The organism is Methylobacterium sp. 13MFTsu3.1M2, from assembly GCF_900112625.1.
GTDB lineage: Bacteria > Pseudomonadota > Alphaproteobacteria > Rhizobiales > Beijerinckiaceae > Methylobacterium.
The window spans coordinates 146362-168487 of sequence record NZ_FOMM01000010.1; the positions used below are offsets into that span (position 1 = coordinate 146362).

Annotated in this window: 21 protein-coding genes; 6 read left to right on the top strand and 15 right to left on the bottom strand. The window is 72.6% G+C overall.

The window, feature by feature from the left end; genetic code table 11:
• Nucleotides 1-32: 32 nt before the first annotated feature.
• The 4 genes from BM314_RS11305 to trpA form a co-directional block, all read right to left on the bottom strand.
• Nucleotides 33-932, bottom strand: a complete 900-nt coding sequence (locus tag BM314_RS11305) for an outer membrane protein (protein WP_091978185.1) — start codon at nucleotides 930-932, stop codon at nucleotides 33-35.
• Between the two features lie 232 nt (nucleotides 933-1164).
• Nucleotides 1165-2490 carry a bifunctional folylpolyglutamate synthase/dihydrofolate synthase gene (locus tag BM314_RS11310; RefSeq protein WP_091978186.1) on the bottom strand — a complete coding sequence of 442 codons (1326 nt, stop codon included), beginning with the start codon at nucleotides 2488-2490 and terminating at the stop codon, nucleotides 1165-1167.
• 8 nt (nucleotides 2491-2498) lie between these two features.
• Entirely contained in the window at nucleotides 2499-3395 is an 897-nt protein-coding gene (gene accD, locus BM314_RS11315; RefSeq protein ID WP_091680513.1) for an acetyl-CoA carboxylase, carboxyltransferase subunit beta, read from the bottom strand.
• Between the two features lie 80 nt (nucleotides 3396-3475).
• Complete coding sequence (trpA, locus tag BM314_RS11320) at nucleotides 3476-4315, bottom strand: tryptophan synthase subunit alpha (protein WP_091978187.1); 840 nt, start codon at nucleotides 4313-4315, stop codon at nucleotides 3476-3478.
• Nucleotides 4316-4513: 198 nt separating this feature from the next.
• Here trpA and BM314_RS11325 point away from each other — a divergent pair, with 198 nt between their 5' ends.
• The 3 genes from BM314_RS11325 to BM314_RS11335 all read left to right on the top strand — a co-directional run bounded on the left by BM314_RS11325 (nucleotide 4514) and on the right by BM314_RS11335 (nucleotide 8850).
• A complete protein-coding gene (locus BM314_RS11325) occupies nucleotides 4514-5179 on the top strand; it encodes an HAD-IA family hydrolase (RefSeq protein ID WP_091978188.1) in 666 nt (221 codons plus the stop codon).
• Between the two features lie 102 nt (nucleotides 5180-5281).
• A complete protein-coding gene (locus BM314_RS11330; protein ID WP_091978189.1) occupies nucleotides 5282-6064 on the top strand; it encodes a fumarylacetoacetate hydrolase family protein in 783 nt (260 codons plus the stop codon).
• Between the two features lie 113 nt (nucleotides 6065-6177).
• The gene (locus BM314_RS11335; protein ID WP_091978190.1) at nucleotides 6178-8850 is read left to right on the top strand and encodes an MGH1-like glycoside hydrolase domain-containing protein; all 2673 of its coding nucleotides are present in this window, start codon (nucleotides 6178-6180) and stop codon (nucleotides 8848-8850) included.
• Nucleotides 8851-8891: 41 nt separating this feature from the next.
• Here the strand turns inward: BM314_RS11335 and BM314_RS11340 are convergent, their stop codons facing one another.
• Nucleotides 8892-9299 carry a Ros/MucR family transcriptional regulator gene (locus tag BM314_RS11340; protein ID WP_026604910.1) on the bottom strand — a complete coding sequence of 136 codons (408 nt, stop codon included), beginning with the start codon at nucleotides 9297-9299 and terminating at the stop codon, nucleotides 8892-8894.
• Nucleotides 9300-9602: 303 nt separating this feature from the next.
• Between BM314_RS11340 and BM314_RS11345 the strand changes: the two genes are divergently transcribed.
• Complete coding sequence (locus BM314_RS11345; protein ID WP_091978191.1) at nucleotides 9603-10700, top strand: NAD(P)/FAD-dependent oxidoreductase; 1098 nt, start codon at nucleotides 9603-9605, stop codon at nucleotides 10698-10700.
• Nucleotides 10701-10720: 20 nt separating this feature from the next.
• Here the strand turns inward: BM314_RS11345 and BM314_RS11350 are convergent, their stop codons facing one another.
• The 7 genes from BM314_RS11350 to BM314_RS11380 all read right to left on the bottom strand — a co-directional run bounded on the left by BM314_RS11350 (nucleotide 10721) and on the right by BM314_RS11380 (nucleotide 16080).
• Complete coding sequence (locus BM314_RS11350; protein ID WP_020093033.1) at nucleotides 10721-11437, bottom strand: LrgB family protein; 717 nt, start codon at nucleotides 11435-11437, stop codon at nucleotides 10721-10723.
• A 3-nt stretch (nucleotides 11438-11440) separates the two neighbouring features.
• Nucleotides 11441-11845, bottom strand: coding sequence for a CidA/LrgA family protein (locus BM314_RS11355; RefSeq protein WP_020093032.1), 405 nt, complete (start codon nucleotides 11843-11845; stop codon nucleotides 11441-11443).
• 15 nt (nucleotides 11846-11860) lie between these two features.
• Nucleotides 11861-12322: a tellurite resistance TerB family protein gene (locus BM314_RS11360; protein WP_020093031.1), complete on the bottom strand. Its 462-nt coding sequence runs from the start codon at nucleotides 12320-12322 to the stop codon at nucleotides 11861-11863.
• 113 nt (nucleotides 12323-12435) lie between these two features.
• Nucleotides 12436-13224, bottom strand: coding sequence for a DJ-1/PfpI family protein (locus BM314_RS11365; protein WP_170868086.1), 789 nt, complete (start codon nucleotides 13222-13224; stop codon nucleotides 12436-12438).
• 16 nt (nucleotides 13225-13240) lie between these two features.
• Nucleotides 13241-13924 (bottom strand): thiaminase II, encoded by a 684-nt coding sequence (gene tenA / locus BM314_RS11370; RefSeq protein ID WP_091978192.1) that lies wholly within the window; start codon nucleotides 13922-13924, stop codon nucleotides 13241-13243.
• Nucleotides 13925-13927: 3 nt separating this feature from the next.
• Complete coding sequence (locus tag BM314_RS11375; RefSeq protein ID WP_012320334.1) at nucleotides 13928-14602, bottom strand: response regulator; 675 nt, start codon at nucleotides 14600-14602, stop codon at nucleotides 13928-13930.
• Nucleotides 14599-16080, bottom strand: coding sequence for an ATP-binding protein (locus BM314_RS11380; protein WP_091680502.1), 1482 nt, complete (start codon nucleotides 16078-16080; stop codon nucleotides 14599-14601). Before BM314_RS11380 ends, BM314_RS11375 begins: the two co-directional genes overlap by 4 nt.
• 288 nt (nucleotides 16081-16368) lie before the next feature.
• Here BM314_RS11380 and BM314_RS11385 point away from each other — a divergent pair, with 288 nt between their 5' ends.
• A complete protein-coding gene (locus BM314_RS11385) occupies nucleotides 16369-17298 on the top strand; it encodes a hypothetical protein (RefSeq protein ID WP_091978193.1) in 930 nt (309 codons plus the stop codon).
• Between the two features lie 51 nt (nucleotides 17299-17349).
• On the opposite strand, the gene BM314_RS11390 is transcribed toward BM314_RS11385, so the two are convergent.
• Nucleotides 17350-19101 carry a DEAD/DEAH box helicase gene (locus BM314_RS11390; protein ID WP_091978194.1) on the bottom strand — a complete coding sequence of 584 codons (1752 nt, stop codon included), beginning with the start codon at nucleotides 19099-19101 and terminating at the stop codon, nucleotides 17350-17352.
• A 303-nt stretch (nucleotides 19102-19404) separates the two neighbouring features.
• Between BM314_RS11390 and BM314_RS11395 the strand changes: the two genes are divergently transcribed.
• On the top strand, nucleotides 19405-20502 hold the full coding sequence (locus tag BM314_RS11395; protein ID WP_091978195.1) for a calcium:cation antiporter: 1098 nt from the start codon (nucleotides 19405-19407) through the stop codon (nucleotides 20500-20502).
• A gap of 171 nt (nucleotides 20503-20673) precedes the next feature.
• Here the strand turns inward: BM314_RS11395 and BM314_RS11400 are convergent, their stop codons facing one another.
• Together BM314_RS11400 and BM314_RS11405 are read right to left on the bottom strand one after the other, a co-directional pair.
• Nucleotides 20674-21417, bottom strand: a complete 744-nt coding sequence (locus BM314_RS11400; RefSeq protein ID WP_244539917.1) for an FAD-binding oxidoreductase — start codon at nucleotides 21415-21417, stop codon at nucleotides 20674-20676.
• 40 nt (nucleotides 21418-21457) lie between these two features.
• Nucleotides 21458-22063: a sulfite oxidase-like oxidoreductase gene (locus BM314_RS11405; RefSeq protein ID WP_091978196.1), complete on the bottom strand. Its 606-nt coding sequence runs from the start codon at nucleotides 22061-22063 to the stop codon at nucleotides 21458-21460.
• Between the last annotated feature and the right edge of the window lie 63 nt (nucleotides 22064-22126).

Sequence of the window (22126 nt, forward strand, 5' to 3'; positions counted from 1 at the left end):
CCGGTGCTTGGCCCGGGATCCCGTATTCCGTCTCAGTACGAGCCGAACTTGTAGTTCAGGCCGGCGCGGACGACGGCGAAGGCGTTCTCGTTCCGGCTGGCGCCGGCGAGCGAGTACACCGGCACGAGGCCGACCGGGGAGATCGCAGCACCAACCAGCGGCGCCTGGGCGCGGCCGTTGTTGTTGTCGAGGTTCACGTACAGACCTTCGACCTTCAGCGTGACGGCCGAGGAGCGGAAGAAGTTCAGGAACGAGTCGGTGGGCAGGGCGTACTCGACACCGCCGCCGACCGTCCAGCCGGTCTTGAAGTCGTTCCGGCGGCCGGCGAAGTTCTGCAGGCCGACGCGAGCGCCGTCATCCGTGCCGGTGGCGTAGGCGAAACCGCCGGTGGCGTACACGAGGGTCCGGTCGAAGGCCCAGCCGAGACGACCGCGGACGGTGCCGAAGAAGTCGATGGTGTTGAGCGTGCCGTTGACCGGGATGAAGCCCGGGTTGATCGCCACGGCGTTGGTGGCGAAGCGGGCGCGACGGCCGAAGTCGAGGTACTGGGCGTCAGCCTCGAAGCCGATCACGGCGCCGGAGCCCGGGGTCAGCTGCCAGTTGTAGCCGATCTGGCCACCGCCCGAGAAACCCTCGCGGCTGTCGTTGCTGTAGACCAGCGACGAGCCGTTCGGCAGCAGGGCCTGGTAGGGGACGAGACCGCCCGGAACCAGAGCGACCGGGTTGCCGGGCGTCTGGACGAAGCCGCGGGTGGAGTTGCTGCTGGCGTCGAACGCGTAGCCGGCGTTGATACCGAAGTAGGCGCCGGTCCAGGTGAACACCGGAACGGGGGTGAACACCGGCGGCGGCGCGGCGCGGCGCGGCAGGTCGGCGGCCGAAGCGGCGGCCGTGAGCGCGGTGAACACCGCGAGAGAGGTGAGAAGCTTCTTCATTACTGTGATCCCCAGCATAAGCCCGATCGCCGGTGAAACTATGCGATCGGGCCCCGCGAGGATGTAGCTTAGCTGCCACAGCGGGAGGAAAGCGTGGCCGTGGACGGGTGTCCGTCCGGGCGATTGCGGCGATTCGACGGATTTTCGAATGCAGAATCCGGATTTCACAGGTCTCCGGACCCCGGCCACTTGATACAGCGGCTGCGCGCGGCGCTCCCAGACTGGAGACGACTCAGACCGGCGGCGTGTCGTTGGCGGCGAGAACCATGCCGGCCAAGTAGAGCGATCCGCAGATCAGGATTCGCGGCGGGCGCTCGAAGGCGATGTCCCGCACGAGGGCGAGGGCCGCCTCGATGCTCGGCGCCGCGTAGGTCTTGAGGCCGACATCCTCGCCGATCCGGGCCACCTCCTCGGCCGGGCGCGCGGCCATGGTCCCGGTGATCGGGACGGCCACCAGGGCCCGGGCCAGGCCCACGAAGTTGCGCAGGAACCCGTCGGCGTCCTTCGTGCCGAGCAGGCCGACCACGAGGACGAGCGGCACGTCGCTCTTCTCGCCGAGATCCGCCATGGCGGCCGCGAGGATCCGGCCGCCGTCGATGTTGTGACCGCCGTCGAGCCACAGCTCGGTGCCGGGATCGAGCTGGGCGGCCAGCCGGCCGCGGCCGAGGCGCTGCAGCCGGCCCGGCCACTCGACCTCGGTCAGGCCCCGCTCCAGGGCCGCGATCCCGATGTCGCCGAACCCGGCGGCGCGCAGCGCGGTGATCGCGGTTCCGGCGTTGACCAGCTGGTGACGCCCGGCGAGGCGCGGCCGCGGGAGGTCGAACAGGTCGGTCTCGTCCTGGTAGACGAGCCGGCCGCGCTCCTCGTGCACGGAGAAGTCCTGGTTGCCCACCAGCACGGGCCCGGCCCCGAGGGCTTCCGCGCGCCGGCAGAGGACGGCGTCGGCCTCGGCGTAGTCCTGGGCGGCGATCACCGCCGGGCAGCCGCGCTTGAAGATCCCGGCCTTCTCGGTCGCGACCGATTCGACCGTGTCGCCGAGATACTCGGCATGGTCGCGGCCGATCGGCGTCACCACCGCGCAGGCCGGCCGGTCGATGACGTTGGTGGCGTCGAGCCGGCCCCCGAGGCCGACCTCCAGGAGCAGCACGTCGGCCGGGCTCTCCGAGAAGAGCAGGAACGCCGCGGCCGTTGTGATCTCGAACATCGTGATCGGCTCGCCGGCATTGGCGCTCTCGCAGCGCGCGAAGGCGTCGGCCAGCCGGTCCTCGTCCACGAAGTGCCCGCCGCCGATCCCGCCGATGCGCATCCGCTCGTGGAAGCGGACGAGGTGCGGGGAGGTGTAGACGTGGGCGGCCAGGCCCCCGGCCTCCAGGATCGACCGCATGAACGCGATGGTCGAGCCCTTGCCGTTGGTGCCGGCCACGTGGATCACGGGCGGCAGGCGGCGCTCGGGATGGTTGAGCCGCGCGAGCAGCCGCTCGATGCGCCCGAGCGACAGGTCGATGGTGCGGGGGTGGAGCGCCAGGAAGCGCGCCATCAGGGCGTCGGACGAGGCCATCGCCGGGCTCAGGCCGCCTCGGAGGCCGCGGCCGGCGCGCCGGCCTGGGCCGCGTTGGTGAGGAGGCTGCAGAGACGCGTGATCGTCTCCTTGAGCTGGTGCCGGTGGACCACCTGATCGACCATGCCGTGCTCGCGCAGGTACTCCGCCCGCTGGAAGCCGTCCGGCAGCTTCTCGCGGATCGTCTGCTCGATCACCCGCGGTCCCGCGAAGCAGATCAGCGCGCCGGGCTCGGCGAGGTGGACGTCGCCCAGCATCGCGTAGGAGGCGGTGACGCCGCCCGTGGTCGGGTTCGTCAGCACCACGATGTAGGGGAGCCGGGCCGCGTTGAGCCGGCGCACCGCCACGGTGGTCCGCGGCATCTGCATCAGCGACAGGATCCCCTCCTGCATGCGCGCGCCGCCGGAGGCCGCGAACAGCACGTAGGGCGTGCGCTTCTCCAGCGCCGTCTCGGCGCCGCGCACGAAGGCCTCGCCCGCCGCCATGCCGAGCGATCCGGCCATGAAGCCGAATTCCTGCGCGGCCAGCGTCATCGGCAGGCCGCCGACCCGGCCGAAGCCGATCTTGAACGCGTCCTGCAGGCCGGTCTTGGCCCGGGCCTCCTTGAGCCGGTCGACGTAGCGCTTCTCGTCGCGGAACTTCAGCGGGTCGGGCGTGACCTCGGGCAGGGCCACGTCGATCCACGTGCCCTCGTCGAACATCATCTTCAGGCGCGCCTGGGCGCCCATCTTCAGGTGATGCTCGGAACCGGGAATGACCCAGTGATTGGCCTCCACCTCCTTGTGGAACACCATCTGACCCGTGTCCGGGCACTTGACCCAGAGATTCTCGGGCGTCTCGCGCTTGAACAAGGTCTTGATCCGGGGGCGCACCACCTCCGAGATCCAGTTCATCGGTTCGACCATCGACTTGCGTCCGTCCGCTTCAAGCCCGCGCAGATATCAGGTGCGGCGCGCTCCGCCGCCAGGGGTGCCCGGTCCGCCCGTCAGGCGGCCCGCCCGACGCCCGCCGACCGCACGCCCGCGGCGAGTTCTCGCACCAGCTCCGTCACGGCCTCGACGCTTCCGCCCTGCGCCCGGCCCTCGCCGTCGAGGGAGCGCACCAGGGCGTCCACGAGCGCGGAGCCGACCACGACGCCGTCGGCGCCCTCGGCGATCGCCGCCGCGTGGGCGCCGGTCTTGACGCCGAACCCCACGACGACGGGCAGCTCGGTGTGGCGGCGGATGCGGGCGACCGCCTCGGAGACCTTGCCGAAATCCGGGGTCGCCGTCCCGGTGATGCCGGTGATCGACACGTAGTAGACGAAGCCCGCCGTGTTCGCGAGGACGGCCGGGAGGCGCCGCTCGTCGGTGGTCGGGGTGGCGAGGCGGATGAAGGCGAGGCCCTTGCCGAGGGCCGGAAGGCACAGCTCGGAATCCTCCTCGGGCGGGAGATCGACGACGATCAGCCCGTCGACGCCGGCCGCCAGCGCGTCGTCGAGGAAGCGGTCGACGCCGTAGGTGTGGATCGGGTTGTAGTACCCCATCAGCACGATTGGCGTGGTGTCGTTGCCGGCGCGGAAGCGGCGCACGAGGTCGAGGGTGCTCGACACCGTCTGGCCCGCCTTGAGCGCGCGCAGGCCGGCCGCCTGGATCGCCGGGCCGTCCGCCATCGGGTCGGTGAACGGCAGGCCGAATTCCAGGATGTCGGCGCCGGCGCCCGGCAGCGCCTTCAGGACCTCGAGCGAAGTCGCGGGATCGGGATCGCCGGACATCACGTAGGTGACGAGGACGGACCGGTTCTCCGCGCGGGCGCGGGCGAAGGTGGCGTCGATGCGGCTCGGCATGGTCGGTCGATATTCGCTTCTGCAGGGCCGCCGACGGCCCGGGGTTGCACCCGCGCTACACCAAAGGCATCGGCCCGTGAAGCGGGCGGGCCCGCGGCGACCGCGGGCGAAGGCGTCCCGGAGGCCCGGCCACGCGCGAGACGCGGCCATGCGCGCGGGCCGGTTGCCGGGACGGCGGCGCCGGCCTAGCCCTCGCCCATGCCCGAGTCAGCCCTCCCGTCGCGCCCCCTGGCGGCGCTCCTGTTCGACATGGACGGGACGATCATCAGCTCGATCGCCTCCGCGGAGCGGATCTGGTCGCGCTGGGCCGAGGCGCACGGCCTCGACGCGGCGTCCTTCCTGCCGACGATCCACGGCGTGCAGTCGGTCGAGACCATCCGGCGGCTGAACCTGCCGGGCGTCGATCCCGTGGCCGAGGCGGCCGCGATCACCGAGGCCGAGATGGCGGATGTCGACGACATCGTGGCGATCCCGGGGGCGCGGGCCTTCCTGGAGGCGCTGCCGCGCCACCGCTGGGCGATCGTCACCTCGGCGCCCCGGCGGCTGGCGGAGCGCCGCCTCGCGGCGGCCGGCATGCCGATCCCCGACCTTCTGGTGGCCGCCGAGGACGTGGCGCGGGGCAAGCCCGCGCCGGACTGCTTCCTCCTGGCGGCCGGGCGCCTCGGCGTCGCGGCGCCGGACTGCCTCGTGTTCGAGGACGCCCCGGCCGGCATCCGGGCGGCCGAGGCCGCGGATGCGGCCGTCGTGGTCGTCACCGCGACCCATCACGAGCCGGTGCGGACCGGTCATCCGACGATCGCGGACTACACCGGGCTGCGCGTCGCGGCGGACCCGGAGGGAATCCGGGTGACACGGACCGCCTGAGCCTCTCCATCCCGGCCGCGGATCCGCTGGCGGCCGGTCCCGCCCGGTCGTATCGCCCGCCTGCGCCGCGCGGCGCGCGGATCAAGGTGAAGGGACACGGCCATGGCAACGATCAGTCGACGCCGCGCTCTCGGGGTGGTGGCCGCCGGCGCCGCCGCGGGCCTCGGCCCCGCCGCCGCCGCCGAGGCGCAGCCGGGCCTGCTGTTCCCGCTGCCGCAGGCCACGATCCCGATCCAGGGCGAGGCGCAGGTCTTCCCGGTCCGCCGGATCTACTGCATCGGCCGGAACTACGCGGCCCACGCCCGTGAGATGGGCTCCGACCCGTCGCGCGAGCCGCCCTTCTTCTTCCAGAAGCCGGCGGACGCCGTGCAGGTCGTCGCGGGCGGCGTCGCCGACCATCCCTACCCGTCGCTGACCCAGAACTACCACCACGAGATCGAACTCGTCGCCGTGCTGAAGTCGGGCGGTCGCGACATCCCGGCCGCGCAGGCGCTCGACCACGTCTACGGCTACGCCACCGGCCTCGACATGACCCGCCGGGACCTCCAGCGCGGCATGGGCAACCAGAAGAAACCCTGGGAGATCGGCAAGAGCTTCGACCAGTCCGCGCCGATCACGCCGATCCTGCCCGTCGCCCAGGTCGGGCATCCGGCGCGCGGCCGCATCCGGCTCGCCGTGAACGGCACCGTGCGGCAGGACTCCGACCTGTCGGACATGATCTGGTCGGTCGCCGAGCAGATCGCCGAGCTGTCGCGGGCCTTCGAGCTGAAGGCGGGCGACATCGTCTTCTCGGGAACGCCCGAGAATGTCGGGCCGGTCGTCCGCGGGGACGTGCTCGCCGGCTCCATCGAGGGCCTGCCGGACCTGTCGATCCGCATCGTGTGATCGCGCGTCGCGCGATTCCCCGCGGCGATCCGGTCGCGGCGGGGCGTTGACTTTCCCTGCCGGCGTCGCGGCTTTATCCGGTACGGATCCGCGGGGGCAGGAGCAGCGCGCGTATGACCAAGCCCGACGGCGTGCCGCCGCACCTCTTCGAGACCGCCGAGGGCCGCCGTCTCGTGGAGGCCCGCTCCGATCCGGCGTGGCGCCGCTGGGGGCCCTACCTCAGCGACCGGCAATGGGGCACGGTGCGGGAGGATTACAGCCCGAAGGGCGACGCCTGGGACTACCTGCCCCACGACCACGCCCGGTCCCGCGCCTATCGCTGGGGCGAGGACGGGATCGGCGGCTTCGGCGACCGCCACCTGAACTGGTGCCTGTCCCTGGCGCTGTGGAACGGGCGCGACCCGATCCTGAAGGAGCGGCTGTTCGGCCTGACCAACCAGGAGGGCAACCACGGCGAGGACGTCAAGGAACTCTACTACTACCTCGACGGGATCCCGACCCACGCCTTCATGCGAATGCTCTACAAGTACTCGCAGGCCGCCTTCCCGTACGGGCGCCTGGTCGAGGAGAACGCGCGGCGCGGCCTCGACGACCCGGAATTCGAGCTCCTCGACACGGGCCTGTTCGACGAGGGCCGCTACTTCGACGTCGAGATCGCCTACGCCAAGGCCGCCCCCGACGACATCCTGATGCGGGTGACCGCGACCAACCGCGGCCCGGACCCGGCCGCCCTGACGCTGCTGCCGCAGCTCTGGGCCCGCAACACGTGGTCGTGGAAGCAGGGCACGCCGAAGCCGGAGCTGATGGCCGGGTCGGAGGGCTCGGTCTGGGCGCGCCACCCCGAGATGCCGACCTTCCGGTTCTTCGCCGAGGGCGCGGGCGACCTGCTGTTCACCGAGAACGAGACCAACACGCACCGGCTGTTCGGCAGCGGCCCCGCCGAGGGCTTCTACAAGGACGGGATCGACCGGTGCGTCGTGGGCGGCGACCGGGCCGCCGTCAACGCCCTGTCCGGCACCAAGTGCGCCGCCCGCTACGACCTGCATCTCGGCCCCGGCGAGACGCGGACCGTGCGCCTGCGCCTGCGCGCCGAGACCGCGCCGGGCGCACCCTTCGCGGATTTCGACGCCGTCTTCGCCGCCCGCGAGGGCGAGGCCGACGACTTCTACGGGGCGCTCCAGGCGCCGATCGCCGATCCCGAGATGCGGCTCGTGCAGCGGCAGGCGCTCGCCGGCATGCTCTGGTCGAAGCAGCTCTACCATTACGACGTGCGCGAGTGGCTCGCCGGCGACCCGGCCCAGCCCGCGCCGGCGCCGGAGCGGCGGCACGGCCGCAACAGCGACTGGTCGCACCTGCGCGCCAACGACATCATCTCGATGCCGGATGCCTGGGAGTATCCCTGGTTCGCCTCCTGGGACCTCGCCCTGCAGGCGATCGTGTTCGGGCTCATCGACCCGGACTTCGCCAAGAACCAGCTCCTGCTGCTGGTCGACGAGGCCTACACCCACCCGAACGCCGCGCTGCCGGCCTACGAGTGGGGCTTCGGGGACGCCAACCCGCCGGTCCACGCGCTGGCCGCCTGGCGGGTGTTCGAGCTGGACCGGGCGCTCACCGGCCAGCCGGACCACGCCTTCCTCAAGCGGATCTTCAACAAGCTCACCCTGAACTTCACGTGGTGGGTGAACCGGAAGGATTCCGACGACCGCAACCTGTTCCAGGGCGGCTTCCTCGGGCTCGACAATATCGGGATCTTCGACCGGTCGAAGCCGGTAGGCGACGGCGCCACGCTGACCCAGTCCGACGCGACGGCCTGGATGGCGACCTACGCGCTGAACCTGATGCGGATCGCCATCGAGCTGGCGCTCGACGACCCGACCTTCGAGGACATGGCGGAGAAGTTCTTCGAGCACTTCCTCCTCATCGCCGGAGCCACGGGCGCGGGCGTGTGGGACGAGCCGGACGGCTTCTTCTACGACGTCATCGAGACGCGCGACGGGCAGCGCCTCCCGATCCGCGCCCGGACCATGGTCGGCCTGATCCCGATCTTCGCGGTGGCGGTGATCAACGAGTGCGACCTCGCGCGGCTGCCGTCCCTGCGCAGCCGAATGGTGTTCTTCCTCAAGAACCGCCCGGACCTCGCGACCCTGGTCTCGCGCTGGAACGAGCCCGGCGAGGGCCAGACGGCGCTGCTGTCGCTGCTGCGCGGGCACCGGCTGAAGGCGCTGCTCCACCGCGCCCTCGACCCGAACGAGTTCCTCTCGGATTACGGGCTGCGCGCCGTGTCCCGCGTCTACGCGGACGAGCCGTTCTGCTTCGCCTGGGACGGGCGGGACCTGGGGCTCGCCTACGAGCCGGCCGAGTCGCGCTCGCGGCTGTTCGGCGGCAACTCGAACTGGCGGGGACCGGTGTGGATGCCGGTCAACTACTTGCTCATCGCCGGGCTGAACCGCTTCCACGACTATTACGGCCCGGATTTCAGGGTCGAAGCGCCGACCGGGTCGGGCCGGACCTACGCGCTCCGGGAGATCGCCGCCCACCTGTCACGGCGGCTGATCAGCCTCTCGACCCGTCGCCCGGACGGGCGCAGGCCGGTCTACGGCGACAGCCGGATCGAGCAGGAGGATCCGCATTTCCGCGAGCACGTCCTGTTCTACGAGTACTACCACGGGGACAGCGGCCGCGGGGTCGGCGCGTCGCACCAGACCGGATGGTCCGGGCTCGTGGCCCTGCTGATCCAAGAAGTGGCGACCGCCGCCGCCGAGGCGCAGAACCCGGGCTGGCCGTGAGGACCGGTCGCCGGGCTCGCGCGCCGGCGACCGACGCCCATTTACTCCGCGGCCTGCTGCATCCGCAGGCGCTGGCCCTCGCCGATCTGGCGGGAGATCGTCGAGCGGCGGGCGCTGTAGACCGCCGAGACCAGCGGGTAATCGACGGGCAGGCCCCACTTGGCCTTGTAGGCCTCGGGCGTGAGGCCGCGCATCGTCAGGTGACGCCGCAGGGCCTTGTAGGGTTTGCCGTCCTCGAAGCTGATGAGCGTGTCCGGCCGGATCGAGGCCCGGATCTGCGCCTCGGTCGGCCGCCGGACCTGCGGCTCCGCGGGCTGGTCCAGGGCGGTGATCGAGCGGTGTACCTCGGAGAGCAGGTCGGGCAGCGTTCCCGCCGGGACACTGTTGCGCGTGACGTAGGCGCTCAGGATCTTTGCGGCGAGTTCGACGCTCGGCGATGTCATCTGCATGGTCGTCACCTCGATTCTACGTGTTTCGGATGTGGCTCTCGTCGGTTTCCGTCGGGCTCTTCGCCGCCGACGGCCGGTGCATGTCCCTGAGACGTTCTCGGCCTCGGCCGGAGGCGGCGGATGGCCTCATTATGGGCCAGTCCGCCGCCGCTACAACCGAGCCGCGCATTTATCGCGCCGATATTTCTACTTAGGATTGAGATTTAGGGTCAACGACGAATCAACGGGCGCGTCGTTGTTCCGGCTCAAGTGCGGTATTGAGGACTCACCTGCCCAACCGGGCGCGTTGGAGAACGCGAAGACATGGAGGCCCTGGTCGTCGGAGCCGGCGTCGTCGGACTCGCCATCGGGCGGGCACTCGCGCTGCGCGGGCATGCCGTCATCGTGGCGGAAGCCGAGGACGCCTTCGGGACGGGGGTCTCCTCCCGCAGCTCGGAAGTGATCCACGCCGGCATGTACTACCCGGGCGGATCCGAGCGCGCGCACCACTGCGTCGAGGGCGCCGGGCGCCTATACAACTTTTGCGCGAGTCACGGCGTCCCGCATCGCGCGTGCGGCAAGCTGATCGTCGCCTCCGACGACGCGGAGGCCGAGAAGATCGCGGCGATCCGACGCCAGGGCGAGGCCAACGGCGTCCCGGGCCTCGAACTCCTCGACGGACGCGCCGCCCGGCAGCTGGAGCCGAATCTCGCCTGCACGGTGGCGCTGCACTCGCCGCGCACCGGCGTCGTCGACAGCCACGCGCTGATGCTCGCCCTGCTCGGGGCGATCGAGGATCACGGCGGCGCGCTCGCCCTGCGCACCCCGGTCGAGGGCCTGACGCGGCGGGACGGGCAGTGGCAGGCCGCGTTCGGCGGCGCCGAGCCCGGCACGATGGCCTTCGACGCGGTGGTCAACGCCGCGAGCTTCGGCGCCCCGGCCCTGGCCGCCGGCACGGAGGGCTACCCGGCCGAGCGCGTCCCGACGCTGCGCCTCGCCCGCGGCAACTACTTCGGCTGCACCGGCAAGCCGGCCTTCTCGCGGCTGATCTACCCGGCGCCGCGGATCGACGGCGGCCTCGGCATCCACCTCACCCTCGACCTCGCCGGCCGCACCCGCTTCGGGCCCGACGTGGAGTGGGTCGACGGGTTCGACTACCGGGTCGATCCCGCGCGCGCCGAGGCCTTCTACGGCGCGATCCGGCGCTACTGGCCCGGCCTGCCCGACGGGGCGCTGTACCCGGACTACGCGGGCCTGCGGCCGAAGCTGACCGGGCCCGGCGAGGCAGCGGCCGACTTCCGGATCGACGGGCCGGCCGAGCACGGCCTGCCGGGGATCGTGCACCTGTTCGGGATCGAGAGCCCCGGCCTGACCTCCAGCCTGTCGCTCGCCGAGGCGGTGGCCGACCGGCTGGACGCCTGAGGCCACAGAACAGCAGGTGCTCAGAACAGCAGGTGCAGCGCCAGGGGCGCGAGGATCGCCGTCAGGAAGGCGTTGAGCCCCATGGCGATGCCCGCGAAGGTGCCGGCGACCTCGCTGACCTGGAAGGCGCGGGCCGTCCCGATGCCGTGGGCCGCGAGCCCTGCGGCGAAGCCGCGGGCGCGCATGTCGCGGATCCGCAGGAGGTTCATCATCGGCGTCACGAGGATCGCCCCGATGATGCCGGTGAGGATCACCAGGATCGCCGTGAGCGTCGGGTCGCCGCCGAGCGCCTCCGCGATGCCCATCGCGACGCCCGAGGTCACGGATTTCGGGGCCAGCGAGACGAGGATCGGCTGCGGGATGTCGAGGAGGCGCGCGAGGCCGATCACCACGGCGAGGGTGGTGGCCGAGCCGGCGGCGAGGGCCGCCAGCATCGGCGCAAGGGCGCGCAGGACGGTCGCCCGCCGCTCGTAGAGCGGCATCGCCAGCACCACGGTGGCGGGCCCGAGCAGGAAGTGGACGAACTGCGCGCCCTCGAAATAGGCCCCGTAGGGCGTGCCGGTGACGGCCAGGACCGCCCCCACCAGGACGACGGTGATGAGGACGGGGTTGGCGATCGGGTGCCGGCCGGTCACGGCGGCGATCCGGTCCGCCAGGACGTAGGCGGTCAGCGTCACCGTCAGCCACAGGAGCGGCGTCTTGGCGAGGTAGACCCAGAGCGAGAAGTCGCCGGCCACCCGTCAGGGCTCCCCGTCGGTCCCGCGCCGCTCGACCAGCGCGGCGACGGCGCGGAACACCAGGACGGTGACCAGCAGCGACAGGGCGGTCGAGACGACCAGCACGAGGGCCAGTTTGGCGCCTTGCGCCCGCAGCAGGTCGAGGCGGCCGACGACGCCGACGCCCGCGGGGACGAACAGGAGCGACAGGTTCATCAGCAGCCCGCGCGCGGTCGTCTCGAGCGTCCCGTCGGTCAGCGGCTTCGGCAGCACGCGCGGTAGGCCGAGGCGGGCATTGTCGCGCAGCAGCAGGAACGCGAACATCAGGCCCATGCCGATCACCGGCCCCGGGATCGGGACGCCCGCGCCGCGCGCGAGGGCTTCGCCCAGCAGCTGCGCGAGCAGGATCAGGGCCAGGCTGGCGATCATCGCGGGCTGCCGGGACTACGCGGCCGCGACGCCCTGCTGTCCGCTGCGGCGGGCCGCCGCAATGGCGGCCTCGTCGAAGCCGAGCAGGCGGCCGAGGCGCTCGACCAGCGCCTCCTCGAACTCGTCGACGTTGCCGTCCGCCGCCGCGACCGACCACGCCATGGTCAGCAGCTCCTCGCGCTCGGACCGGTCGGCCTCGTGCGGGATCATCTCCACGAGGCTCGCCACGTCGCGCACCTCCGAATCCATGGCGGCGGCGCGCTCGATCAGCGCCCGCGCGGCGTCCGGACCGTCGGCGTAGTGGCCCTGCACGAGGCGCGAGAGGCGCTCGCTCTCGGCCGGCGCCAGGATGCCGTCGACGCGGGCGACGTGGACCAAGAGCGCGGTGGCCGCGAGATGCGTCTCGTCCACGGTCTCCTGCGTGCCGACGCCGAGAGCCTCGGCCGCGTAGGCGCGCAGGCGTGCGATCAGGGACATGGCGGCTCCGGGGGATCGTGCACCGCAACAGTTCGGGCCCCGGCGGCGCGTCGTCAAGCACGCCGCCGCACGTCGCGCCGGACCGTGGCCCGGTTGCATCGCCGGCGCGGCGCTCACCGGCGCGCTGCGGCCTCCGCCCCCGTCACCAGCGGCGCGAGGATCGCCTCGGCCGCCCGGACGGTCGCGGGCCCGGCCTCGGCGGGCGTGCCGGCGCGGAAGGGCGGCGCCGGGGCGTACTCGGCGACGAGCTGCGCGGTGCGGGCGAAGGTATCCCCGCGCAGGCGCGCGGCGAGCGCCAGCCCGAGATCGAGCCCCGCCGAGACCCCGGCCGCGGTGACGCGGTCGCGGTCGAAGACGACGCGCTCGGCCAACGGCCGGGCGCCCAGGAGCGGCAGCACCGCGTCGCGCACGCTCCAGTGCGACGTCGCGCGGTAGCCGCGCAGCAGGCCCGCCGCGCCGAGGATCAGCGACCCGGTGCAGACGCTGGCGATCCAGCCGGCCCGCGCGGCGCGGTCGCGCAGGAAGGCGAGGAGCGCGGCGTCGCCCATCTGTGCGGGGGTGCCGTCGCCTCCGGGGACGAACAGGACGTCGAGGTCCGCCGGGCAGGTCGCGAAGCCGTGGGTCGCCACCAGAACGAGGCCGGTGTCGCTCGTCACCGGCCCGGGCTCCGCGCCGACGAGGTGGAGGCTGCCGGGGGCGAGGCCGGCGAGGAAGGTCTGCGGCCCCACGAGATCGAGCGCGGTGAGGCCCGGATAGACCAGCATGGCGATCCGGACGGGACGATCCGGCGGGATCGGCGCCGGATCGCCGGCGGCGGCCAGGGCCGGACGGAGCGGCGCGGCGAGGGCTGCAGCGAGCGCGGCGGCGACGAGATCGCGGCGGCTGGCGTCCGGCGCGGTCACGGGCGCGCCGGGCGGCTCACAGGGCCCAGGCCGCGTCGCGGTAGGCGCTGTCCCAGAACTGCCACTCGAGCCGGGTGGCCTGCGTGAACGCCCGGTGCATCCGCGCGCGCTCGGCCTCCGACGCGTCCCGCGCCGCGCAGTCCGTGGCGGCGATCATGGCCGCGACCGCCGCGGCGAAATCGTCGCCCGCGTAGGTGTCGATCCAGGCGCGATACGGGTTGTCGGGCGCCGCGCGGGCGAAGATGTCGTCGCCGACCGCCTTGTAGATCCAGAAGCAGGGCAGCAGGGCCGCACAGAGGACCGCGTAGGGCTCGGCGTAGGCGGTGGCCGTGAGGTAGCTGACGTAGTGGTCGCAGGCCGGCGTCAGGGGCGTGGCCGCGAAGGTCTCCGGCCCGATGCCGTAGTCGCGGAAGAAGCCGCCGTGGAGGGCGCGCTCGACCACGATCGCCTCCTGCGCGGCGCGGGAGAACTGCACGATCGTGTCCGGATCCGGCGCCTTCGCGGCGGCGAGGCTCAGCGCCCGGCCGAAGCCGATCAGGTAGTGCGCGTCCTGCACGATGTAGTGCCGGAACCGGTCTTGCGGCAGCGTGCCGGCGGCGAGCTCGGCGTTGAACGGCATCGACCGGATGGTCTCGTAGGCGGCGGCGTTGCGCGCCCAGGCCTCCCGGGAGAAGGCGTCGTCAGGTCCGGGGGATGCCACGGCTTAGCCCTGCCGCTGCGCGTGGGTGACGGCGACGTGGATCAGCTCGGCGAGGGTGCGCACGCCGAGCTTCTGGCGCATCTGCGAGCAGGCGTTCGTCACGGTCTTGTAGCTCACCGACAGGTCGGCCGCGATGGCTCCGTAGGAGCGGCCCTGCGCGAGGCGCGCCAGGATCTGCTGCTCGCGGGGGGTCAGCTGCGATTCCGGCGCGCGGCGGGCGTCGGCGCGCAGCATCGCCACCTCGGTGGCGAGGCGCCGGTCGAGGTAGACCTCGCCGACGCGGACCTTGGCGAAGGCCTCGAACAGCTCGGCCGAGGCGTGGTCCTTGAGGACGTAGCCCAGGGCCCCCGCCTCGAGGGCGCGGGCGACGATCACCGGGTCGTTGTGCATGCTGAAGACCAGGATGCGCGTCTCGGGCGCGACCGCCCGGATCCGCCGGATCAGGCCGAGCCCGGCCATGCCGCTGCCCTGGAAGGTCAGGTCGCAGATCACGACCGGCGGGCGGAGCCGGTGGAAGATCCGGTAGCCGCCGACGACTGTCGTCGCCTCCGCGATGGTCTCGACGCCGGAATCCTCCAGCACGCGTCGACAGCCCTGCAGGACGATGGGGTGATCATCGATGACGAGAACCGGCAGGCGCGTGGCGGCGGCGTCGATCTGGGATGCGATGGCGTTCATGCGCTCGGCGCGGTGTTGTTCTCGTCGCCCCGGTCGGGCGGAACGGGGATCGTGATCCGGACGATCGCCCCGGGGCCGGCATTGTCAAGGGCGAAGGTGCCGTCGAGGGCCTCCACGCGCTCGCGCATCCCCGACAGACCGAGCCCGGTACCGTGTTCCGGCGGGATTCCGGTGCCGTTGTCGCGGATGGTGAGGTCGATCCGGCCGCCGGTCTCGGCCGCCTCGGCCTCCACCCGGGTCGCGGCGCCGTGCCGCACGGCGTTGGTGGCGCTCTCCTGAACGCAGCGGAACACCGTGAGGTCCACGAGGTCGCCGTAGCCCCGGGCCAGCCCGTCGAAGCGGCCCGCGAAGGTGATGCCGGGATGGCGCTGCCCGAAGCCGCGCAGGAGCAGGTCGAGGCAGGTCGCCAGGGGCGCCTGCCCGAGGCCGTGCGGCCGCAGGCGGTTCAGGAGTTCCCGGTTGACGGTCTGGACCTGCCCGACGATCGCGCTGATCTCGGCCGCCCGGGCGGCGAGCTTCTCGCGGCTCGGCTCGGCCGCGCCGGAGGCGATGCGGCCGATCGAGGCGGCGTTGGCCTCCAGGGCGAACAGGCACGGACCGAACTCGTCGTGCAGCTCCAGGGCCGTCCGGCGGCGCTCGTCGTCCTGCGCGGTCAGGAGCTGGCGGTTGAGGCGGCCGTTGGCGGCCCGGACCTCGCCCAGGGCCTCGGCGACCTTGTTGAACCGCTCGGCGATCACCGCCAGCTCCCGGGCGCCGGGCGGCTCCAGGCGGGCGGTGTAGTCGTGGTGCTCCAGCTGGGTCAGGCCGGCGCCGAGCCGCCGCAGCGGCGCGAGGATCCGGCCCAGCGCGATGTAGAGCGCGATCAGCATCGCGGCGTTGATCGCCAGGGTGGTCAGCGAGAGCGCCCGGGCGTAGCCCCAGATCTCGTCGATCTCGTCCATCGGCTGCGTGGTGATCTGCGCCGTGCCGAGCCGCCGCCCGTTGACGACGATCGGAAGGGCGTGGCGCTCGATCGGCGGCATGATCAGGTCGGCGAACCAGCGCGGCGCCTCCCGGTCGGCGCGCGGCGGCGGCAGCGGCCGGCCGACCTCGTCGCCGTCCGCGTCGAGCACAGCGACCCGGACGTGCCGGAGGACCTTGAAGCGCAGGTCGAGGGTCTGGAGCAGCGTGTCGGGCGCGGCCGTGTCGGACAGGCGGATCGTGTCGGCCACCAGCGACTCGACGGTCGCGAGCGACGCGCGGGTCTCGACGCGCACGGCCGACCGGGCGTTCAGGACGATGACCGCGCAGGAGATCACGGCCGCGAAGGCGTCGATCAGCAGGACCACCGCGACGAGCCGCGCGCGGGTGGACCACGCCGACCAGGGCCAGCGGCGGAGCCGGGGAGCGTCCGGCGCTTCGGCCGTCTCGGTACGCGGGGACAGGTTCGGGCGGGTATCCACGCGCTGACGCATAGCGACCGCGCCGGCGAAGTCCATGGCGCCCGCCGCGGCCGGCCGGCAGAGTGGCGCCCCGGACGTGCTCAGGCCGCCCCGCCCCCAGTGCCGCGGACGGGGCGAACACCGATTCTTAAGCGGCGCGGCGTAATCTTGTGGATAGCCGCGCCAGGACTGGCAGGGCAGGCAATTCGGACCGACATCATTGCGCCGTATTGCAGCTCCTCTATCGCCACCAGAGTCGAACCACCTTCGAATCCTCGGAGTGTGGCGGCCGGTGAAGGGGAGCCCGGTCGCGCGCGGCGTGTATCGTGTCAGAGACCCCGGCCTATGATCGATCTCAACCTCGACCCGTCCGAGACCCGGCCTGACCGGACGCCGTCGGCCAAGCCCGGGCCGTCGCTGAACCTCAAGGTCGCGCTGTTCAGCGTGGCCGGCGCAAGCGCGCTGGTCGGCTTCGGCGTCGCCGCCTCGACGGTGATGGCCGGCCTGGCGGCGCCGACCCCCGTGAAGATCGTCGCGTCCCGGCAGGCCGCGGACTGGCCGGAGCTGAAGGACGGGCTGCCCGCCATCAAGGGCTCCGTCCAGACGGCGGCCGCCCCGGCGCAGCCCGCCAAGCCGGAGACACCGGCGCTCAGGATGGTGTCGCTGCCGGAAGCCTTCGCGGCGATCAAGCCCGCCCCGACGGCGCCCGCACCCACCACCCCGCAGCCGGCGGCCCCGCGGCCCGCGAAGGTCGCCGCGGCCCCCGTCGCGCCGACGCAGCGCATCCCGGTTCCGACGCCCGTCACGCCGGTCGCGGCCGCGCGGGAAGTCGCGCCGCTGGCGCCGGTCCGCACGGCCGCGCTTCAGACGCCCCGCGCCTCCGAGACGGTCCGGGCCCGCGAGCTCGTCGAGCCGGCCGCGCCGAAGTCGGTGGCGGAGAGCACCGAGCGCGCGGAGAAGGCCGAGCGTCCCGAGAAGAAGGAGCGGGCCGAGAAGACGGAGCGCTCCGTAAAATCGGAGAGGACGGAGCGCGCCGAGAAGATCGAGCGCCCCGAGAAGCCCGCGCCCAAGGCGGCGACCCGCCAAACGCCCGCGCCGACGCGGACCGCCGACAAGGCGAAGGGCGCCGCCACCGCGACCGTTGCCCAGGCGGAGCCCGCCGAGGCTGAGGACACAGAGGTGCTCGGCATCAAGCTCCCGTCCCTGGCGCCGGCCGGGCGGAAGCTGAAGGAGAGCGTCGACGCCCTCGGCGACGCCGTCAAGAACGTCTTCTGATCCGCCGCGGCGGCCCCGATAGCGGGGCCGCACGGTTATCGGGCCCGGCGCTCAGGCCCGGCCCGTCTGGCGCCCGGCCTTGTCGCCCTTCGGCCCGGTGCGCTCGGCCTTGCGCTGGTGCTTGCCGGCCCGCGGGCTCGCGAATCCCTTCGGCCCGGCGGGCGGGCCCCTGCGCTCGGCCGGCGCCCCGTCGCCCGCGAGCGCCTCGACCTGGATCTCCGGCGAGCCGTTGCGGGCGAAAGCCTCGGCGAAGCGCGCCGCCGCGTTGCCCCGCACCTCGAACTTGGTCTCGCGGTCGAAGATCCGGATGGCGCCGATCTCCTGGCGCCCGATCCCGCCCCGACGGGTCAGCATCGGCAGCAGCCGGCGCGGATCGGCGTTGTCGCGGCGGCCGAGGTTCAGCCGGAACCAGACCGCCGGGCCCATGGCGGCGATCCGCTCCGGGTCCATCGGGTCGTAGGGCGGACGCTCGCCGCGGGGCGCGCGGCCCTCGCCCGGATCGCTGACCTCCTCGGGGGCCGGCAGGCGGGTGCGGTACACGCGGGCCAGGAGCGCGGCGAGCTCTTCCGGGCTCTTGCCGGCGAGCAGCGTCTCGGCCAGCGCGACGTCCTCCTCGGCCGGCGGCTCGGCGAAGAGCGGGTCGGAGAGCATGCGCTCGCCGTCGAGCCGGCGGATCTCGTCGGCCGAGGGCGGCCCCGACCATTCGGGGCTCACCTTGGCGATGGCGAACATCTGCTCGGCCCGGCGCCGCCGGGCATTGGGGATCAGCAGCACCGAGGTGCCCTTGCGGCCGGCACGGCCGGTGCGGCCGCTGCGGTGCTGCATGACCTCGGCGTCGTGCGGGAGATCCGCGTGGATGACGAGGCTGAGCGACGGCAGGTCGATGCCGCGGGCGGCCACGTCGGTGGCGACGCAGACGCGGGCGCGGCCGTCGCGCAGGGCCTGGAGGGCGGCGTTGCGCTCGCCCTGCCCCAGCTCGCCCGAGAGCGCCACCACCGAGAAGCCCCGCTCGGTCAGGCTGGCCTGGAGGTGCCGGACGGCGTTGCGGGTGTTGCAGAAGACGATCGCGGTCTTGGCGTCCGCCTCGCGCAGAAGGTTGAGCACCACGTGCTCGGTCTCCCGCGGCATGATCCGCACCGCGCGGTAGGCGATGTCGGCGTGGCCCTTGGTCTCGCCCTTGATCGCGAGCCGGAGGGCCCCGCGCTGGTAGCGCTCGGCCAGCGTCTCGATCGCCTTCGGCAGGGTCGCGGAGAACAGGTAGGTGGCCCGCTCCGCGGGCGTCGCCGAGAGGATGAACTCGATGTCCTCGCGGAAGCCGAGATCGAGCATCTCGTCCGCCTCGTCGAGGACCACGGCGCGCAGCGCCGTCGGGTCGAGGTTGCGGCGCTCGAGGTGGTCGCGCAGGCGGCCCGGCGTCCCGACCACGATGTGGGTGCCGTCCGCGAGCATCCGGCTCTCCCGGCGCGGATCCATGCCGCCGACGCAGGCCGCGACACGGCCTCCGGCCGGGCCGTAGAGCCAGGACAGCTCCCGCTGGACCTGCAGGGCGAGTTCCCGGGTCGGGGCGATCACGAGGGCGAGGGGCGCCGCCGGGGGCGGCAGATGCTCGGCCTCCCCGATCAGCATGCTGGCCATGGCGAGGCCGTAGGCCACGGTCTTGCCGGACCCGGTCTGGGCCGAGACGAGGAGGTCGCGGGAGCCGGCGGCGGCTTCCAGCACGGCGGCCTGGACCGGCGTCGGGTCGGCGTAGCCGCGGTCGCTCAGGGCCCGCGCGAGGGGGGCGGGCAGGGTCGGGAAAGGCAAGCTTCGGGAACTCTCAACGGCCGTGCCGCGCCCGGCAGCGCGCCATCGCGCGGCGGGGGAATCAGGCGCCGGACTTTATTCGGGTGCCTGGAAGGTAACGCCAACCGGGCCGACTGACCACTCCCGTCGCAGCATGGGGCGGTTGCGCGCGCTCGATCCGGGATCCGGCACGCCTCATCGGCGCGCGAATGGACCCGCGGCCGATCGGCCGTCGACGCCGACACTGGTCCGACGACCTGCTAAGGCTCCCGTGAATCGCGCACGTCGAGGCCCGACGCGAACCGAGCGGAGTACACGTTCATCATGATGGCAGCCCTGCGGGTGGCGATAGCCTGGGCGACGGTTCTCGCCTTCACGTGGTTCGGCAAGGACTGGCTCGGGGACCTGTCTCAGCCCCTGTTCGCGGGGGGCCTGTTCGCGTGGCTGCTCGCCGTGATCGTCTGGGCGGCCTTCGGCGTGGTGCACGAGGCCGAGGAGCTGGCACACCGCCTCGGCGAGCCCCTCGGGACGCTGGTCCTGACGCTGGCCATCGTCATCATCGAGGTGGCGCTGATCTCCGCCGTGATGCTGTCGGCCAAGGACGCGCCGACCCTCGGTCGCGACACGATGTTCGCGGTGCTGATGATCGTGCTGAACGGCGTGGTCGGGCTGGGCCTCCTGGTCGGCGGCCTGCGCCACCACCAGCAGCGCTACAACCTCCAGGGCGCCTCGGCCTTCATGGCGGTGATCATCCCGCTCACCACCATCGCGCTGATCATCCCCAACTTCACCAGCTCCACCAGCGACGGGACCCTGACGACGCTTCAGGCGGTCACGTTCTCGGTGTTCACCCTCGCCCTCTACGGCGTGTTCCTGCTCATCCAGACCGGGCGCCACAGCGAGTTCTTCATCGACGCGGAGATCCCCGAGGCGACGGAGCCGCCGCACGGCGCGGATCCGGTCTCGGGCGGCAGCGTCGCCAAGCATGTCGGCCTGCTGCTCGCCAACGTCCTGCCGATCGTGATCCTGGCCAAGAGCCTCGCGGTGATCCTCGACCACGGCATCGCGGCGCTCGGCGCGCCGACGGCGCTGGGCGGCGTGCTGATCGCCGCCATCGTGTTCACGCCGGAGGGGATCTCGGCGCTCAAGGCGGTGGCCCGCAACGAGCTCCAGCGGGCGATCAACCTGTGCCTGGGGGCGGCCACCTCGACGGTCGGCCTCACCGTGCCGGCGATCCTGACCATCGGGCTGCTCACCGGCCAGACCGTGGTGCTCGGCCTCAAGCCGACTGAGATGACCCTGCTCGCCGTGACGCTGATCCTCAGCGCCCAGACCTTCTCGGGCTCGCGCACCACCGTGCTGGAGGGCGCGGTGCACCTCGTGCTGTTCTTCGTCTACCTCGTGCTGATCTTCAGCCCCTGATTCGGCTTCCGGCTGAACGCTTCGGTCGGCGCAACCCGCTCCGTCATCGCGATCGCAGCGAAGCGACCCGGGGCGGCGCGACGTTGGAGAACGTGGCGCACTCTGGATTGCTTCGCTCTGCTCGCAAAGACACAGAGCCGAGATCCTCGACCGGAAAGCGCCGGGCCTCGTTCAGGCGCCGAAGCGCTCGGTGCGGATCAGGCCCGGCGCGACGCCCTGCGCCAGGATCAGGTCCGAGGCCGCGGCCACGAACCGGTTCGAGCCGCAGAGGAACACCTTCCCGGGCGCCCCGATCCGCGCCAGCGCGTCGGCGACGAGGGGCGCGTCGATCCGCTTGCCGCCGGGCTCCCGCGTCGTGGCGAGATGCAGGGAGAAGTTGGGATCCGTCTCGGCGAGCCGCTCCAGCTCGGCGACCGCGATCGCCTCCGCGCGGGTGCGGGCCGAGTAGATCAGCGCCGCCGGGATCGCCCGCCAGTTCTGCGCCCGCCGCCGCAGCATCGCCAGGAGCGGCACCACGCCGGACCCGCCGCCGCCGAGGAGCAGCGGCCCGCCGTCGGACCCGTCCCAGGAGAACGAGCCGCCGATCGGCCCGCGCAGATCGACCCGGTCGCCGACCTCGGCGCAGTGCGAGAACCAGCCGGACACCTCGCCGTCCGGCAGGGCCTCGATCATCAGCTCCAGGGTGCCGCTGCCGTCCTGCGCCGAGGCGACGGAGTAGCTGCGCTGCGCCTGGTAGCCGTCCTCGGCGGTGAGCCGGACATCGACGTGCTGTCCGGCCCGGTAGGACTCGGCGAGGCCGCAGCGCAGCCGGACGCTCTTCACGTGCGGCGTCACCGGCGCGATCGCGGTGATCTCCGCCTCGTGCCAGCGGAAGACGATGGGCTCGAACGCCGGGTCAGTCACTGTGTCCGTCACTGCGCCAGTCACCGCCTCAGGAACCGCCTCAGGAACCGCCTCAGTCACCGATGTAGCGCTGCTCACGCCAGGGATCCCCGTACATGTGGTAGCCGCGCAATTCCCAGAAACCGGCCGTGTCGGTCTGAGTGAACCGCAGGCCCTTCACCCACTTGGCGCTCTTCCAGAAATAGAGGTGCGGCACGAAGAGCCGCGCCGGGCCGCCGTGATCCGGATGGATCGGCTGACCCTCGTAGCGCGTCGCCACCAGGGCGCGACCGCCCACGAGGTCGGCCACCGGAACGTTCGTGGTGTAGTCGTCGTGGGATTCCGCCAGGAGGTAGCCGGTCGGTGCCGTGATCCCGGCATCGGCCAGGATGTCGTCGAAGCTGACGCCCTCCCAGGTCGTGTCGAACTTCGACCACTTGGTGACGCAGTGAATGTCGCCGCGCCAGGTGGTGCGGGGCAGCGCCTCGAACTCCGCCCAGCTCCACGCCTTGATCGGCCGGGATCCCTCGCGCAGCGTGAACCGCCACGTCGCCATGTCGATGGTCGGGTTGGGGCCGATCTGGAGGATCGGGAAATCGTCGGTGAGATACTGACCCGGCGGCAGGCGCGCGCCGGTCTCGGGCGGCTGCCTGCGTCCGACGAAGCCCCGTGTCACCATGACGGTCGCCGCTCCTCTCGCTCGCCCTCCGGCTCGCCCCCGGGTTTGGTGCGGCGGAGCACC